Origin of the sequence: Microvirga sp. CF3016, assembly GCF_036314085.1 — a bacterium.
Classification (GTDB): Bacteria; Pseudomonadota; Alphaproteobacteria; order Rhizobiales; family Beijerinckiaceae; genus Microvirga.
The window spans coordinates 201,824-216,903 of sequence record NZ_JAYGGM010000010.1; the positions used below are offsets into that span (position 1 = coordinate 201,824).

The following is a 15,080-nucleotide window of genomic DNA, read 5'->3' on the forward strand; positions in this document are numbered from 1 at the left end:
TCCATGGTAGCCCAGCAAACGCTTCGAACAGCGAGGGGACCATGGAGAACGACAATACGCATCCGGGCGTCAAAAGCGTCGGATGGGCTCTGGTTCAAGCCTCCCGCCTGCATCGAAGCCGGACCGGCGACAAGCTCTCTGAACTCGGGCTCTTCGCTGGTCAGGAGCAAGTCCTCCAGGCTCTCGGCAGCTCCGGCCCCATGACCATGGGCGAGCTCGCCGCCATTCTGCGGGTGCGCCCGCCGACAGCATCCAAGACGGTCTCCCGCCTCTCCAGCCTCAAGCTGGTGGAGCGCCACACCGAACCCGGTGACGCCCGGGTCGTGCGGGTCAAGCTGACCAAGGAGGGCAAGCGCAAGGCCGCCGCCATCGACGCCCTCTGGGAAGAGGTCGAGGCGGAACTGCTCCAAGGCTTCGACAACAAGGATCGCAAGCGCCTGCGCAAGCTCCTGCGCAAGGCTGCCAAGAACCTCGCCGGCATTACCGGAGCCGATCAGACCGGATTCGACACCGACGACGAGGCAGACGGGCTGGAAGCCGCAAGCGAGCCGGAGTTGGCCGCCACGGCCTGATCATCACCCCTGTGCGTCGCGCACGAGGGTCGTGCGTGACGGACAGTCGCTTCGGGGCGGTGAAGCGGCTAGCATTCCCGGCATGGCCGACAGCATCCCCACGTTCCCGCCGAAAATCGCCGCGCAGCGTCAGAACCGCCTGGTGGGCATCGCCCTCATGTGTGCGGCGCTGTTCTGCTTTTCATGCCTCGATGCGACGGCCAAATGGGTGAACCGCTCGGTGGACCCCATGGTCACGGTCTGGGCCCGCTACATCTCGGCAGCCTTTCTCACCGTCCTGGTCATCAATCCCAGGACACAGCCCGGAGCCCTCCGGACGCGCCGGCTCCCCCTGCAGTTGCTGCGGTCGTTCCTGCTCTTCGCCTCGACCCTGTGCAATTTCTTGGCCCTGAACTACCTGCAGCTCGTCGAGACCCAGTCCATCATCTTCGCGACGCCGCTGCTGGTGGCGCTTTTGGCGGGCCCATTTCTGGGAGAGCGCATCGGCTGGCAGCGCATGACCGCCATCGGCGTCGGCTTCATCGGCATTCTGGTGATCACGCGCCCAGGTCTGGGCACCATGCATCCGGCCGCCCTGCTGTCCGTGGCAGGCTCCGTGGCCTATGCGTTCTACAACATCGTAACGCGCATGCTGGCATCGAGCGATTCCATCGCGACCACGACCCTCTATTCGAGCGTCGCCGGCATCGTCTTCGTCACCCCCGTGCTGCCCTGGGTGTGGTCCACGCCCTCCTCGCCTCTCGTGTGGTTCCTTCTTGCGACGACGGGCTTCTATGGGGCCTTCGGCCATTGGCTCTTGGTCCTCGCCCATGCCCGGGCTCCGGCGGCGATCCTGGCGCCCTTCATCTACAGTCAGATCGTCTGGATGCTGGCTCTGGGCTATGTCCTCTTCGGGGATTGGCCGGATTCTTGGACCTTCGTCGGGGCTGGCATCGTCATCGCATCGGGGCTCTATTTGCTCTACCGTGAGCGCGTGAAGCCTCGGAAGCCGGAGCCGACCCCGTGAGTGATGCCGCCATCGACACCCTGCCCGGGATCGGTCCCGTCACGCAGAGCCGGCTGGAAGAGGTCGGGATCCGCACCATCAAGGATCTCCGGTCCATCGGATCCGTCGAGGCGTATCGCCGGCTGAAATTCATGCTGCCCCGGCAGGTGAGCCTCAATGCCCTCTACGCGCTGGAAGCCGCCCTGCGCGGCTGCCGCTGGCTCGACCTGCCGCCGGACGTGAAGGCGGCCCTCCAGCAGCAGGCCAAGGCCATCGACGAAGCCTTTCGCCGGGGCGGCATCACGCGCTGTGCTCTCTAACCCGACATGACAACAGGAAACGCCATGAGCCGAACCGACATCCTGATGACTGCGCCGATGATGCCGATCGTCATTGACGCCCTCGACAGGGCCTTCACGCTCCACCGCCTGTGGGAGCAGACGGACAAGGAGGCCTTTCTGAAGGAGATCGGCCCTCGCATCCGCGGCGTGGCGACCAGCACGCTGTTCGGCCGCGTGGACGCCACCCTGCTCGACCGCCTGCCCAACGTGGAGATCGTCTCGAGCTTCGGCGTCGGCTACGACAACGTGGATGCCGCGGAAGCCGCCAGGCGCAGCATCGTCGTCACCAACACGCCCGGCGTCCTCGACGACGAGGTCGCCGATCTCACCCTCGGCCTCCTTCTCGCGACGCTGCGAAAGATCCCCCAGGCCGACCGCTACCTGCGCGAAGGCAAATGGCTGGAAGCCTCCTTCCCGCTCTCGGCGACCCTGCGCGAGAGGAAGGTCGGCATCGTCGGCCTCGGGCGCATCGGCAAGGCCATCGCGAAGCGGCTCTCCGGGTTCGACGTCAGCATCGCCTATCACGGGCGCACGCAGCAGGACGACGTGGCCTATTCCTACTACCCGACCGTGACCGGATTGGCGGAGGCCTGCGACGTGCTGGTCGTCATCACGCCCGGCGGCGCTTCGACCCGGCATCTCATCAACGCGGAGGTGCTGAAGGCTCTCGGGCCCAACGGCGTCCTGATCAACGTCGCCCGCGGCACCGTCGTGGACGAGCAGGCTCTCATCGAAGCTCTCAAATCGGGCACGATCCTGAGTGCGGGCCTCGACGTCTACGAGGACGAGCCGCGCGTGCCGCAGGAGCTGATCGACCTGGAGCACGTGGTGCTCCTCCCCCACATCGCCTCCGCATCGGTGCACACCCGCAACGCCATGGGCAAGCTGGTGGCCGACAACCTGATCGCATGGTTCGGCGGCAAGGGCCCGCTGACCCCGGTGGCGGAGACGCCCTGGCGCCCGAAATAGACGCTTCCAGAAAGCTTTATGCAGGCGCGAGCCTCATCGCGCCCGCGCCAAAGTCTGCCGTGGCGTCTCGCCGAAGGCACGGCGATAGGCGGTTGCGAACTCGCCCATGTGATTGAACCCGCAGGCCAGCGCGATGTCGGTGATTCTCGCGGTCGCAGGGTCTGCAGCCAGCAACGCCCGGTGCACCCGCTGCAATCGGACCGACCGGAGAAAAGCCATGGGAGTGGTGTTGCGGAAGCTCTGGAACCCGTTCTGCAGGCTTCTCGCGCTCACGCCCGCCTGGGCGGCGATTTCTGCGAGCGACAGTGGCTCCGCGAAATGCGCCTCGATGTAAGCTTCTGCCCGCTTGACGTAGAACGGCACCGCGGCGGATTGCGGCCGCAGCAGCGCCTCCGAGTAGGTGTGGGTCTGGCTGAGCAGGAACCCGGTCAGCACCGTCTGCTCCAACTGCTGACGGGCGGCCGGCACATGCCGGAGCAGGGAATGCGGGCTGGCAAGTTCGGCGGTGGCATACTGGAAGAGCCGCACCCAGCTCTGTCCGTGGGCGCTGGTCAGACCGAAGCCGAGGTCGAACTGAAGATCCCGGTCGAGGTGGCGTCCCAGCAACTGCGCGCAATGCTCCGCGGCCTTGCTCCGGTTCATGATGAGAACAGAGAGCTGGCAATCGCCGCTGTGATTGAGAGTTCTGAGCGGGCCGGCCGGGAACACGACCCCCTTCTCGCCGGAGACGTCGAACTCACGCCGGTTCATGACGAGCTGGCCACGGCCTTTCGGTGCCATGACGAAGGCCATCCGCTCGTCGCTTGATTCGTCCTGGAGAAAGCCCGCGACAGGGCGTCCGTAGGAGATCGAGAAGTTGCAGAAATCCGGCAGGCCGTGGATCTGCAGGGTGCTGTCGAACTCACCGTCCTTCGTCAAAGGCTTCAGCCTGTGGGACGAGATCAGGGAATTCGTGAAATTCTCCATCTCGTCGAGTTCGGTCGACCTGATTGTGAGGTCGACCACGGATCCATCATGAGTGGCAGGCTTTGTGCCAGCGCCATTTACTTGATGTGATGGGTGATCGATCTCGTTATTCTTGTCCCGTCCAGCGGATGTCATGAGGCTCTCACCTTCGCCAGCAAGGTTTGGCTCGGCGCGACGCCAAAGGCATTCCGGTAAGCGGCCGCGAACTCGCCCATATGATTGAACCCGCAGGCCAGCGCGATCTCTGTCACCGTTGCGGTGTTCGGATCGGCCTGAAGCAGGGCGCGCTGGGCTCTGCTCAGTCGGAATGAGCGGAGAAAAGCCATCGGGGTGGTGTTGCGGAAGGCCTGGAAGCCGTTCTGCAGACTTCGCGCGCTCACGCCTGCCTGGGCGGCGATCTCGGCGAGCGACAGCGGCTCGGCGAAATGCGCCTCGATATAGGCTTCCGCCCGCTTGACGTAGAACGGCACCGCGGCGGATTGCGGCCGCAGCAAGGCCTCCGAGTAGGTGTGGGTCTGGCTGAGCAGGAACCCGGTCAGCACCGTCTGCTCCAACTGCTGACGGGCGGCCGGCACGTGCCGGAACAGGGAATGCGGGCTGGCAAGTTCGGCGGTGGCATACTGGAACAGCCGCACCCAGCTCTGTCCGTGGGCGCCGCTCAGATCGAACGCCGTGTCCAACGCGAGATCCCGGTCGAGATCATACCCCAGCAGCTTGGCGCATTGCTCCGCCAATTTGCGTTTATTCATCACGAGAATGGAGGTCTCGCAATCATCGAGGTAGTTCAGGATTCTCGGGGGGCCAGCGATCATCACAATGCCGCGCTGGCTGGAGAACTCATGTTTGCGCCCCTCCATGATGAACTGGCCGTGTCCTTTGCGAGCCCAGACGAATCCCATTCGCTCATCATTCGGCTCGTGTTGGATACTGACCCCGACCGAGCATCCATAGCCGGTTGCAAAGGTGAAAAAATCCGGCAAGCCGTGAGCTTGGAAAAGGCCGTTGAAGGTGCCGTTCCTCGTGAGTGGCCTCAGCTTGTTAGGGGAAACGAGCGTGCTTGTGAGATCCTCCATCTCGTCGAGTGCGGTCGACCTGATCGTCAGGTCGATCACGGAACCATCGTGAGCGGCAGGCTTAGCACCAACGCCCGCATATTGAGATAAAGGATGATCTTCACCGTGAAGATTATTGCCATTTTCTCGTCCGGCAGGAGTCATCAGGCTCTCACCTTCGTCAGAAAAGTCTGGCTCGGCGCAACACCAAAGGCTTTTCGGTAGGCGGCGGCAAATTCCCCCATGTGGCCGAAGCCACAACCGAGGGCAATCTCCATAACGGTGGTTGTCTTAGGATCGGCACGGAGCAAGGCGCGATGCACCGTCTGCAGCCGGATTGATCGCAGGAAAGCCATGGGAGTGGTGTTGCGGAAGGTCTGGAAGCCGTTCTGCAGGCTTCGCGCACTCACACCCGCCTGGGCGGCGATCTCGGCGAGCGACAGCGGCTCCGAGAAATGCGCCTCGATATAGGCTTCCGCCCGCTTGACGTAGAACGGCACGGCCGCCGATTGCGGCCGCAGCAAGGCCTCCGAGTAGGTGTGAGAGTGTGCGAGCAGGAACCCGGTCAGCACCGTCTGCTCCAACTGCTGACGGGCGGCCGGCACATGCCGGAACAGGGAATGCGGGCTGGCAAGTTCGGCGGTGGCATACTGGAATAACCTGATCCAGCTTGGCCCGTTCGGGCTGCTCAGATCGAACGTGATGTCGAACTGGAGATCCCGGTCGAGGTCCCAAGCCAGCAGCTTGGCGCAATAATCCGCCATCTTCCGCTTGTTCATGACGAGAACGGAGAGCTGGCAGTCATCCAGGTAGTTGAGAGTTTTCGGTGAACCCGCTTCGAATACAATTCCTTCCTGGGCAGAAACTTCGAATTCCCGCCGGTCCTTGATTAGCTGGCCTTTGCCTTGGCGAGCCAAAAGAAACGCCATCCGCTCATCTGACGACTCGTATTGGAGGTTGACCCCGACCGAGCATCCATAGCTCGTCGTGAAGGAGCAGAAATCCTGTAAGCCATGGATCTTGAATACGGTATTGAACCCACTGCCCTTTGCTAGGGGCTTTGTCCTGTTGGGAGAAATGAGCGTGTTCGTCACCTCCTCGATCTCATCGAGACGGGTGGACCTGAGCGCGAAATCAAACACCGACCCATCGTGAGCAGCAGGCTGCGCGCCAGAGCTGTGCCCTGCCTCGGGCGGCGTCGTCTGCTCCCTGCGCGGATGAGCATCCACCATGGTCCCCGCCCATCTCGACCACTATTCCCAGGGTCGTCTGGGTCTGTTCATGCGGCCCGAGATGGCCGTTTCTCAAGAAAAGCTACGATATCTGCGTTTTTCCGACAAGTCTTGCGCTCCTCCGATTTCCGCAAGGTAAGCATCGTGAGACATTGGGGGCGACTTCAACAAGTCAAAACAGAAGAACAATACTTTTCCCCCAAAGACAGTACTACCACTTTCGCTTGAGGCATCCAATGACGACCACAACCACAGGTATGAGACAGTCAGTCATTCTAAGTCTTGTCGACTTGGTGCTCGGTGAAAATTTCAACCCGTTAACTCACTACAATCCAAGAGCAACTTTCTTGACGACGTTTTTGGTGAAGTTCTATTTTGTCAGAGGGGTCGTGTTGTATTGCCTCAGCCAGTATAGCGGCTCCATCCGGGACTTTCGTATCGTATTGCGGATGGATTGGAGGCACCGTGGGGCGGCGGCATGGATTGCCAAAGCAGAGCGCGCCAACAGCAAAACCGCGCGGGGGTAATGCCGATCACCAACAAGCAACAAACCGCCTATCCTAAAACCACGGTAAACTGAAAAGGCAGGCTCGAACGCCTGCCTTTTTTCTTTGGTCTGTGGGGCAAGTCGCCTGCCGAGGGAAACGGCAGGTGCGGAAAAGCGTGGTCCGTTTATAGCGCAAATCCGCCGTCCACGAGGTGGATATGGCCCGTCGTGTAGCTGGCCTCGTCGGAGGCGAGATAGACGGCGAGCGCCGCCACCTCTTCGGCCGTGCCGAGCCGCCCCATCGGCTGGCGGTCGATGAAGGCCTGGCGTACCGCGTCGAGGCTTTGCCCCGAGCTTGCAGCCAGCGCAGCGATCCGCTCGTCGAGGGATGGCGATTGGATCGTGCCGGGGCAGATGGCGTTGGCACGCACACCGCGCTTGATGAAATCGGCCGCGACGGCCTTCGTGAGGCCGATCACCGCCGCCTTCGTGGTCCCGTATACGTAGCGATTGGGAATGCCGCGCACGGACGAGGCACCGGACGCGATGTTGACGATCGAACCCCGGCCCTTCTCCAGCATGCCCGGCAGCACGGCCCGAATTGTCCGATGCATGGACCGCACGTTCAGGTCGAACGAGAAATCCCAGTCCTTGTCGGAGCATTCGAGGATCGTGCCGTGATGCACGAAGCCCGCCGCATTGACGAGAACGTCGAACGGCCCGGCCTCGGCGACGAGCTGCTCGACATCGGCGTTCGAGAGCACGTCGAGCCTGCGCCTCTCGGCGCCGTCGAGTCCCTCCAGTTTGGCGACGTCAAGATCCGTCGCCCAGACCTTTGCGCCTTCGCGGAGGAAGGCTTTCGCAGTGGCGCGTCCGATGCCCTGCCCTGCCGCCGTGACGAGGGCCGTCTTTCCGTGAAGCCTGTTCATGACCGCCCCCGTTCCTTTCGTGCAGATCAGTGATTGTCGCGCGGCACGCCGAAGGTCTGCGCGACCTTCTGGTACTTCACCGCCGGCTTCAGCGTCATGCCCTCGGAGAGCTGATCCACCATCGAGCGCTGGATCTCCTGCCAGGGCGTCTGGCTCGCCGGATAGGCATAGCCGCCCCGGGCCTCGAGATCGGCGCGCCGCTTCTCTAGTTCCTCCGGCGACAGAAGAATGTCGGCGCTGCGCTTGTTGAGGTCGATGCGGATGCGATCACCGGTCTGCAGCAGCGCAAGTCCGCCGCCTACGGCCGCCTCCGGCGAAGCGTTGAGGATCGACGGCGTGCCCGAGGTTCCGGACTGGCGTCCGTCGCCGATGCAGGGCAGCGAGAGGACGCCCCGCTTGATCAGCGCGCCCGGCGGCTGCATGTTCACGACCTCGGCGGCACCGGGATACCCAACCGGACCCGCGCCGCGCATGATGAGGATCGTGTGCTCGTCGATATTGAGCGACGGATCGTCGATGCGGTGGTGATAATCCTCCGGCCCGTCGAACACGACGACGCGCCCTTCGAAGGCGTTCAGGTCTTCCGGATTGTTGAGATAGCGCTCCTGGAATTCCTGACTGATCACGCTGGTCTTCATGATCGCAGAGTCGAAGAGCGTGCCCTTGAGATTCAGGAAGCCGGCCTTCTCCTTCAGCGGATTGTCGTAGGAGCGGATCACATCGCGATCCCAGGTGTGCTTGCCCTTGCAGTTCTCGCCGATCGTGGTGCCCGTGCAGGTCAGCGCGTTCTCGTGGATCTTGCCGGCGCCGATCAGCTCGGCCATCACGGCCGGAAGACCGCCGGCGCGGTAATACTCCTCGCCGAGATATTCGCCCGCCGGCTGCACGTTCACGAGCAGCGGGATCTCGAAGCCGATGCGCTCCCAGTCGTCGCAATCGAGCGGCACGCCGATATGCTTGGCGATCGCATTGATGTGGATCGGCGCGTTGGTGGAGCCGCCGATCGCCGCATTGGCCACGATGACGTTCTCGAAAGCTTCGCGGGTCATGATGTCGGAGGGTTTCAGGTCCTCCCACACCATGTCGACGATGCGCAGACCCGTCTCATAGGCCATCTGTCCGCGCTCACGGTAGGGCGCAGGCACCGCAGCCGATCCGGGCAAAGACATGCCGAGCGCTTCCGCGAGCGCGTTCATCGTGGAGGCCGTGCCCATGGTGTTGCAGTGGCCGACGGACGGCGCGCTCGACCCGACGATGTCGATGAACTGCTGGTAGTCGATATCGCCTGCCGCATGGCGTTCGCGCGCCTTCCACACGATGGTGCCGGAGCCCGTGCGCTCGCCGTGATGCCAGCCGTTGAGCATCGGTCCGACGTTGAGCGAGATGGCCGGGATGTTCACGGTCGCGGCCGCCATGAGGCAGGCCGGCATGGTCTTGTCGCAACCCGTCAGCAGCACGACACCGTCGAGCGGATAGCCGTAGAGAACCTCGACAAGAGACAGATAGGCGAGATTGCGGTCGAGGCAGGCGGTGGGGCGCTTGCCCGTCTCCTGGATCGGATGGCACGGAAACTCGAACGGCACGCCGCCGGCGGCCGTGATGCCGTCCCGCACCCGCTTGGCGAGTTCGAGATGATGGCGGTTGCACGGCGAAAGGTCGGAGCCGGTCTGGGCGATGCCGATGATCGGCTTCTTGCCCTGCAGCTCCTTGCCCGTGAGGCCGAAATTCAGGTAGCGCTCCAGGTAGAGCGCCGTCATGCCCGGATTATCGGGATTGTCGAACCACAGCCGTGAGCGAAGCTGATCGGGAGTGCGACGGTGAGGCCTCTCAGCCATTCTTCATTCCTTTCGGGCATCCGTAAACGCAGTGGCGGTATTTGATCCAGGACGGGGGGCAAGATCAACCGTCCTCTGACTAAAGTATCTGCCTTTCAGGAAGCCGAAGCGATGCCTCGACGCGGCAGCGATCCGGGATCGGCATTTCACCACGGCAGGGATTATGTTACACGATCTCGGCGCCGGATGATTTTCCGGCGTGCCGCTTCCTCGTTCGATAACGCCGGTTCGCCATCCATGTTTCGACGCGTCCTTCCCTTCGCCCTGATGATTGTCCTGGCTTCTCCAGCCTTGGGCGACGATTGCCCGACGGCCCAGACCGCGAAGCTGGGCTTTGCTCTGGAACGCCAGGGAACGGTCGCGGAAGTCCGACCTGCCTCGGATCATTTCGTCCATGTGGTGAACGCGTATCCGGGCGGAAAAAAGCAGGACGTGATCTACTACCGCGGGCTCTTCCCGATCAGCCGTTTCGACGATACGGCCCGGAGCATCAATATTCCCATCTCCGACCTTCGGGCCATCTTCCCGCTCGAACCGAAGGCCCGCCGGGCCTTGACCTATGCTCCGGCCCAGCCGGGCAAGGTGGGGGCTCTGATCTCCCTGGAATTGACGGTGACGGGCCAGGAGCAGCTCCAGCTCGGCTCCTGCTCCTACAATGTCCTGGTGGTGCGCAACCGCTTCCTCAACGGGGAGGGCAAGGTCACCTCCGAGCACACCGACCTCTACTCGCCGGAGCTCGGCTTCGTGTTGGCCAAGCGCTACGAGGACAAACCCGGCACGCAGACCACCATCAAGTATCAAACCATCAGGCCGCTTGGGCGGGTGTCGCCGCTCTAAGAACCTTATCCAGAGCCTCATCCTTCGGAGCAGACGTGGCATTTCGAAGGAGCTTCCAGACCGCACCGGATCCTCCTTCGAGACAACCGCTTCGCACCTCCTCAGGGTGAGACAGGGATTGGTCAGACAGGCTTCGAGGGGAGAGCATACGTCAGCTCAGGCCGCCGGCCGTTTCGTCGATCTGCGCGCGCATCGCCGGATCGAGATCGAGCGCCTCGGCCAGTTGATGCAGGAACTCGCGCTCCTGGATCGTGTCGGGATCGATGGCGATCCGGGCTGCGGCATAGACCTGCGCGGCCTTTTCCGGATCGTTGATGTTGGCGGCGAGTTCCTCGACATCGGCGGGCGACGCCATCTCGGTTTCGAGCCACCGGCTCGCCTCCGGGTCGATGCCGGCTTCGGTCAGGCCCTTGACGATTCGCGACCGCTCCGCCTGGTCGATATACCCGTCCGCCGCCGCGGCCGCCACCATGGTGCGCAGAAACAGGAGCGCATCGTCCTCGGTCTGGGAGACCGGGTGAAAGCGTGAGGTTTCCGGCAAGCTCAGCGCGGATTGCGCGACAGCCTCATCGGGCCCGGATGCTGCCGGAGCAGGGGCCGCGCTGGTGCCGCCTGCCGCCGGTCCCCTGGCCGTTTGCTGGTTCTGATAAGCCCTGTAAGCCAGCCCTCCGATCACCGCCAGGCCGCCGAGCCTGACCAGATTGCCGGTGAGCTTTCCCTTCTTGCGACCTTTGAACAGGAGACCGGCCAGGCCGACGAGGGCTGTTTGGGTGAGGCCGGGATTGCGGATGGCAAAGTCTTTGGCTTTCTGCAACAGCTGATCAGGCGACTGACCCGTGGCCTGCGTCACGCTCTTCTCGACTTGCTGCTTCACGCCGCCGTAGCCGGCCGGGCCAGAATTCTGCTGATCGGGACGGCCAATGGCTCCGACAAATGCATCCAAAAGCTTCCTGTAGTCCACCATAAGGCTCTCCCGTGGTCTTCGATCCGGCAAAGAACAACGGAAGGACCGCAGAATGGTTCAGGTTGTCATGCGCGTGCCTCAGGCGGGCCTCGGCACCATCCCTGCACGAGCCTTGAAGAGCTGGGACACCACCACGGGGCTCGCCATCGCCAACCCGATCAGAGTAGTCTCCACATCGGGGGCGATGATCGGCAGCGCCGCGAGGCCGATGAGCCAACGCTCCCAGGCCCGCATCAGCGTCAGCCCGTACCCAGCGAAGGCCGCCGACAGGAACACGATACCGAGGACCGCTCCCGCCGTGACGAAGAGAAAGCCCGGCCAGGTGAATTCGGGCGTGACGATGAGCATGGCCGGGCCGTACACGAAGACGAACGGCACGAGCGCCTTGCCCAAGCCCAGGCGGAAGGCCGTGTTTCCGGTCCTGAACGGATCCGCTCCCGCCATGCTGGCCCCCGCGTAGGCGGCAAGCGCCACCGGCGGCGTGATGTCGGCGAGCACCCCGTAATAGAACACGAAGAAATGCGCCACGAGCGGCTGCACGCCGAGGAGCCCGAGCGCCGGCGCCGCGACGGTGACCATGATGATGTAGTTTGCCGTCGTCGGCACGCCGCAGCCGAGCAGGATGCAGACGATGGCCGTCATCAGCAGGGTGAAGAACAGCGTCATGGCCTTCATGTCGGTCAGGCCCGCCGGCACGAGATCCATGAAGCCCTGCGCCAGTTGCGCGGCGAACGAGGTGACGATGAACGAGATCTTGAAGCCGACGCCGGTGAGCGTGACGATGCCGACGATGATGCCGACCGTTGCGGCGGCCGCGCCCACGCCGATCGCGTATTTGGCTCCGACCACGAAGGCGTCCACGAGGTCGAGCACCACCGCCTTGCCGGCGTCGCTTCTGAGGAACGTGATGATCAGGAGCGCCAGCACCAGAGCAAGAAGCGGGACCACGAAGACCAGTTGCGTGAGGATGCCCATGGCGATAGCCGCGATGACGGCAGCCAGGAATCCAAGCGTGATGGCGGGCACGCGCGAGACACCCACCACGAGGCAGGCCGTGATGCCCCAGAAGGCGGCAAGATAGGGGGTGAAGCCGGAGAACAGCACGATCAGCAGCACGGCGAGCGGCATGATTGTCTGCCAGCCTTCGCGAATGACTTTTGCCGCATTGGGCAGTTCCTCGGCGGGCAGACCCTTCAGCCCGGCGCGCTTGGCCTCGAGATGGACCTGCATGAACACGCCGAAGAAGTGCATGCACGCGGGCACGACCGCCGCCAGGATCACCGTCTGATAGGAGACGTTGAGGAATTCCACCATGAGGAAGGCGGCCGCGCCCATGATGGGCGGGGTGATCTGCCCGCCGGTCGAGGCTGCCGATTCGACCGCTGCCGCAAAATGGCGCTGGTAGCCGACCCGGATCATCGCCGGGATCGTCAGGGAGCCGACCGTGACCGTGTTGGCGATGGACGAGCCCGAGATCATGCCGAACAGAGCCGAGCCGAAGATCGAGACCTTGGCCGGTCCGCCCGCATAACGGCCTGCCACGCAGGTGGCGAGGTCAATGAAGAGCTTGCCGAGCCCAACCCGGGTCGCGAGCACGCCGAACAGCACGTAGTGGAACACGTAGGTGGCAACGACTCCCAGAGCGATTCCATAGATGCCCTGGCTCGTGAGATAGAGGTGGTTGACGATGTTCGACCAGGAGGCGCCGGGATGCTGGAGGATGCCCGGCATGGACGGGCCGAAATAGGCGTAGAGCATCACCCCGATGGCGATGACCGGGAGCGGCCAACCCACGGAGCGGCGGGTCGCCTCCAGCAGGACGACGATCAGGATCGTCCCCATGAGCACGTCCGTCGGCGACGGATTGCCGACCCGGAAGGCCAGCTCGCTGAAGATCCACGGCACATAGAGGCTGGAAACGGCCGCGGCGATCGCCAGCGCCCAGTCGATCAGGGAGATGCTGCCCGGGCGCCGCCAGTTCGAAGGAGCAACCCGGTCCTGATCGTGCTTGAATGCAGAGAAGACGAGGAAGATGAGGCCCAGCACGAAGGCCATATGGATGCCGCGATGGGTGGCCTCCCGCAGCAGCCCGAAGCCAGCTGTGTAATAGTGGAAAAACGAGAGTGCCAGCAGCAGACCCGCCACGAGCCAGGCGGTGGCTGGAGGCAGGGGCCGGAAGCGCATCTCGGGATCGAATTTCTCCTCGAGACTGCGGTTCTCGATGATCACATTGGGGTCGGCTGCGGACATGATGGGTCTCGTTGCAAGCAAGCCACCTCCCGCGGCAGACGCCACGGGAGGTCAAACGGAATGGTGGAGCGGGATCAGCCCTTCAGCAGACTGGCTTCCTTGTAGAAGCGCTCGGCGCCCGGATGCAGGGGGATGCCTGCGCCGGCCAGGGCGCTTTCCTTGCGGATGAGCTTGCCCTTGGCATGGCCGGCATCGAGCGCGGCGCGGGTCTTGTCGCTCCACAGGCCCTTGACGACCTCATAGACGACTGCCTCCGGCACCTTGGCGGAGGTCACCCATTGGGCCCCCACCGCCAGTGTCTTCACGGCACCCACATCCTTGTAGGTACCGGCCGGGATCTCGTCAGCGGCGAAGAAGCTGTACTGCTTGCGGATCGCATCCGATTCGGATCCCGAGAGCGGAACCAGATCGACGCCGCCGCCGGTGGCGGCAAGCTCCGTGATGGCGCTGGTGGGATAGCCGCCGACGAAGAAGAAGGCATCCAAGCCGCCGTCGCGCATGCGCTCTGCCGCTTGGTTCGGCTTCAGGAAGTCGGCTTTGACATCCGTTTCCTTCAGGCCCCAGCCGGACAGGATGATCCGCGCGTCGACAAGGGTGCCGGAGCCCGGCTCGTCGAGGGAGACGCGCTTGCCCTTGAGATCCGCGACGGACTTGATATTGGCGGATTTTGCCGCGACCAGATGGATGCTCTCGGGATAGAGGTTGGCGAGTAGACGCAGATCCTCGATCTTCCCCTTGCCCTCGAACAGGCCGGTTCCGGTATAGGCCCAATAAGCCACGTCGGCTTGGCTGAAGCCGGATTCGAGCGCGCCTGAGACGATGGAGTTGACGTTCGCCACGGAGCCGTTCGAGGCCTGAGCCGTCAAGACAAGTTGCGGCGGGTTCGAGACGGCGTTCGCGATGAGGCCGCCCACGGGGTAATAGGTTCCGGCCGTGCCGCCGGTGCCGATCCTGAAGAAGGCAGGCGCTTGTGCGAAGGCACTTCGGCCCAGAGCGGCTGCGGCACTGACTCCTAGGCCGATCTTGGCCAGCTCGCGACGGGTCAATTTGACGGACATTCTCTTCCCCTGGTGAAGGATGCGACCGTTTGCAACACGGTTCTGCTTCACTTTAACGAGAATCCCTGGACCGTCTATGGCCTGTCCCAAACCTTTGTGGAGCGGCGAAGCGCAATCTAAGCCATCCTGGCGGTGTGCTCGACGGGGCAGCGGGCTCCGGACGAGCAAAAACCCCTGACGCTGTTCACGTACAGGGGCTTCTGACTGTTGTTTGGTTGCGGGGACCTGAAACCACCGAAAATCTAAAGGCTATACCCTACAATGTTATGCCACTTCATTCAGTGATTATATTGCACAATAATGGTAGTTTTTGACCCCGCTCGGCTCTAAAAATCCGCTCAGTTTCAATAGCTTAAAAGGAACTTCATGAGGAGCATGGACTTCGCCTGCTTACCGGTATTGTCGATTGGAGTTGGGCGTTGAACGGGCTGCGTTGGCGTAATGTCGCTCCCCTTCGCTTTGCAAAGGGCAGGACGATGATGAGCATGCAAGGGATTCCCGGCATATCTCTGCTATGACTTCTGCCTTGCTGATCATGCGCCAGCAATCGCCTGTTGCGCCGCATGACTGCCTCCTTGATCTAGAGAGCGTCCGCTTGCGCGG

General features: G+C 63.1%; 14 protein-coding genes. 6 read left to right on the top strand and 8 right to left on the bottom strand.

All coding sequences use genetic code 11. From position 1 onward, the window contains the following. The first annotated feature begins 41 nt into the window (after nucleotides 1-41). From VB672_RS16460 to VB672_RS16475, 4 genes are all read left to right on the top strand, one after another. Nucleotides 42-572 carry a MarR family winged helix-turn-helix transcriptional regulator gene (locus VB672_RS16460; protein ID WP_329785278.1) on the top strand — a complete coding sequence of 177 codons (531 nt, stop codon included), beginning with the start codon at nucleotides 42-44 and terminating at the stop codon, nucleotides 570-572. A gap of 82 nt (nucleotides 573-654) precedes the next feature. Then, entirely contained in the window at nucleotides 655-1,578 is a 924-nt protein-coding gene (locus VB672_RS16465; protein WP_329785279.1) for a DMT family transporter, read from the top strand. Continuing rightward, complete coding sequence (locus VB672_RS16470) at nucleotides 1,575-1,877, top strand: TfoX/Sxy family protein (RefSeq protein ID WP_329785280.1); 303 nt, start codon at nucleotides 1,575-1,577, stop codon at nucleotides 1,875-1,877. Before VB672_RS16465 ends, VB672_RS16470 begins: the two co-directional genes overlap by 4 nt. A 24-nt stretch (nucleotides 1,878-1,901) precedes the next feature. Next, nucleotides 1,902-2,867 carry a 2-hydroxyacid dehydrogenase gene (locus tag VB672_RS16475; protein WP_329785281.1) on the top strand — a complete coding sequence of 322 codons (966 nt, stop codon included), beginning with the start codon at nucleotides 1,902-1,904 and terminating at the stop codon, nucleotides 2,865-2,867. Between the two features lie 33 nt (nucleotides 2,868-2,900). Here the strand turns inward: VB672_RS16475 and VB672_RS16480 are convergent, their stop codons facing one another. From VB672_RS16480 to VB672_RS16490, 3 genes are all read right to left on the bottom strand, one after another. Next, a complete protein-coding gene (locus VB672_RS16480; RefSeq protein ID WP_329785282.1) occupies nucleotides 2,901-3,872 on the bottom strand; it encodes an AraC family transcriptional regulator in 972 nt (323 codons plus the stop codon). Nucleotides 3,873-3,964: 92 nt separating this feature from the next. Beyond that, the gene (locus VB672_RS16485) at nucleotides 3,965-5,050 is read right to left on the bottom strand and encodes an AraC family transcriptional regulator (RefSeq protein ID WP_329785283.1); all 1,086 of its coding nucleotides are present in this window, start codon (nucleotides 5,048-5,050) and stop codon (nucleotides 3,965-3,967) included. Further along, nucleotides 5,050-6,117, bottom strand: coding sequence for an AraC family transcriptional regulator (locus tag VB672_RS16490; RefSeq protein WP_329785284.1), 1,068 nt, complete (start codon nucleotides 6,115-6,117; stop codon nucleotides 5,050-5,052). Before VB672_RS16490 ends, VB672_RS16485 begins: the two co-directional genes overlap by 1 nt. Before the next feature lie 236 nt (nucleotides 6,118-6,353). Here VB672_RS16490 and VB672_RS16495 point away from each other — a divergent pair, with 236 nt between their 5' ends. Beyond that, on the top strand, nucleotides 6,354-6,644 hold the full coding sequence (locus VB672_RS16495) for a hypothetical protein (RefSeq protein ID WP_329785285.1): 291 nt from the start codon (nucleotides 6,354-6,356) through the stop codon (nucleotides 6,642-6,644). Nucleotides 6,645-6,789: 145 nt separating this feature from the next. On the opposite strand, the gene VB672_RS16500 is transcribed toward VB672_RS16495, so the two are convergent. After that, nucleotides 6,790-7,533 carry an SDR family oxidoreductase gene (locus VB672_RS16500; RefSeq protein WP_329785286.1) on the bottom strand — a complete coding sequence of 248 codons (744 nt, stop codon included), beginning with the start codon at nucleotides 7,531-7,533 and terminating at the stop codon, nucleotides 6,790-6,792. A 26-nt stretch (nucleotides 7,534-7,559) separates the two neighbouring features. Then, a complete protein-coding gene (locus VB672_RS16505; protein WP_329785287.1) occupies nucleotides 7,560-9,368 on the bottom strand; it encodes an IlvD/Edd family dehydratase in 1,809 nt (602 codons plus the stop codon). Nucleotides 9,369-9,605: 237 nt separating this feature from the next. Between VB672_RS16505 and VB672_RS16510 the strand changes: the two genes are divergently transcribed. Continuing rightward, nucleotides 9,606-10,205: a hypothetical protein gene (locus VB672_RS16510; RefSeq protein ID WP_329785288.1), complete on the top strand. Its 600-nt coding sequence runs from the start codon at nucleotides 9,606-9,608 to the stop codon at nucleotides 10,203-10,205. 151 nt (nucleotides 10,206-10,356) lie between these two features. Here the strand turns inward: VB672_RS16510 and VB672_RS16515 are convergent, their stop codons facing one another. The 3 genes from VB672_RS16515 to VB672_RS16525 form a co-directional block, all read right to left on the bottom strand. After that, nucleotides 10,357-11,169, bottom strand: coding sequence for a tellurite resistance TerB family protein (locus tag VB672_RS16515; RefSeq protein ID WP_329785289.1), 813 nt, complete (start codon nucleotides 11,167-11,169; stop codon nucleotides 10,357-10,359). Nucleotides 11,170-11,247: 78 nt separating this feature from the next. Then, nucleotides 11,248-13,419, bottom strand: coding sequence for a TRAP transporter permease (locus VB672_RS16520; RefSeq protein WP_329785290.1), 2,172 nt, complete (start codon nucleotides 13,417-13,419; stop codon nucleotides 11,248-11,250). Between the two features lie 74 nt (nucleotides 13,420-13,493). Continuing rightward, nucleotides 13,494-14,477, bottom strand: a complete 984-nt coding sequence (locus VB672_RS16525) for a TAXI family TRAP transporter solute-binding subunit (protein ID WP_329785291.1) — start codon at nucleotides 14,475-14,477, stop codon at nucleotides 13,494-13,496. Nucleotides 14,478-15,080 lie beyond the last annotated feature (603 nt).

Bases quoted from the DNA above. Each gene is read 5' to 3' on its own strand.
- VB672_RS16460 (WP_329785278.1), top strand. From the start codon at position 42: ATGGAGAACGACAATACGCATCCGGGCGTCAAAAGCGTCGGATGGGCT.
- VB672_RS16465 (WP_329785279.1), top strand. From the start codon at position 655: ATGGCCGACAGCATCCCCACGTTCCCGCCGAAAATCGCCGCGCAGCGT.
- VB672_RS16475 (WP_329785281.1), top strand. From the start codon at position 1,902: ATGAGCCGAACCGACATCCTGATGACTGCGCCGATGATGCCGATCGTC.
- VB672_RS16485 (WP_329785283.1), bottom strand. From the start codon at position 5,050: ATGACTCCTGCCGGACGAGAAAATGGCAATAATCTTCACGGTGAAGAT.
- VB672_RS16490 (WP_329785284.1), bottom strand. From the start codon at position 6,117: ATGGTGGATGCTCATCCGCGCAGGGAGCAGACGACGCCGCCCGAGGCA.
- VB672_RS16495 (WP_329785285.1), top strand. From the start codon at position 6,354: ATGACGACCACAACCACAGGTATGAGACAGTCAGTCATTCTAAGTCTT.
- VB672_RS16500 (WP_329785286.1), bottom strand. From the start codon at position 7,533: ATGAACAGGCTTCACGGAAAGACGGCCCTCGTCACGGCGGCAGGGCAG.
- VB672_RS16505 (WP_329785287.1), bottom strand. From the start codon at position 9,368: ATGGCTGAGAGGCCTCACCGTCGCACTCCCGATCAGCTTCGCTCACGG.
- VB672_RS16510 (WP_329785288.1), top strand. From the start codon at position 9,606: ATGTTTCGACGCGTCCTTCCCTTCGCCCTGATGATTGTCCTGGCTTCT.
- VB672_RS16515 (WP_329785289.1), bottom strand. From the start codon at position 11,169: ATGGTGGACTACAGGAAGCTTTTGGATGCATTTGTCGGAGCCATTGGC.
- VB672_RS16520 (WP_329785290.1), bottom strand. From the start codon at position 13,419: ATGTCCGCAGCCGACCCCAATGTGATCATCGAGAACCGCAGTCTCGAG.
- VB672_RS16525 (WP_329785291.1), bottom strand. From the start codon at position 14,477: ATGTCCGTCAAATTGACCCGTCGCGAGCTGGCCAAGATCGGCCTAGGA.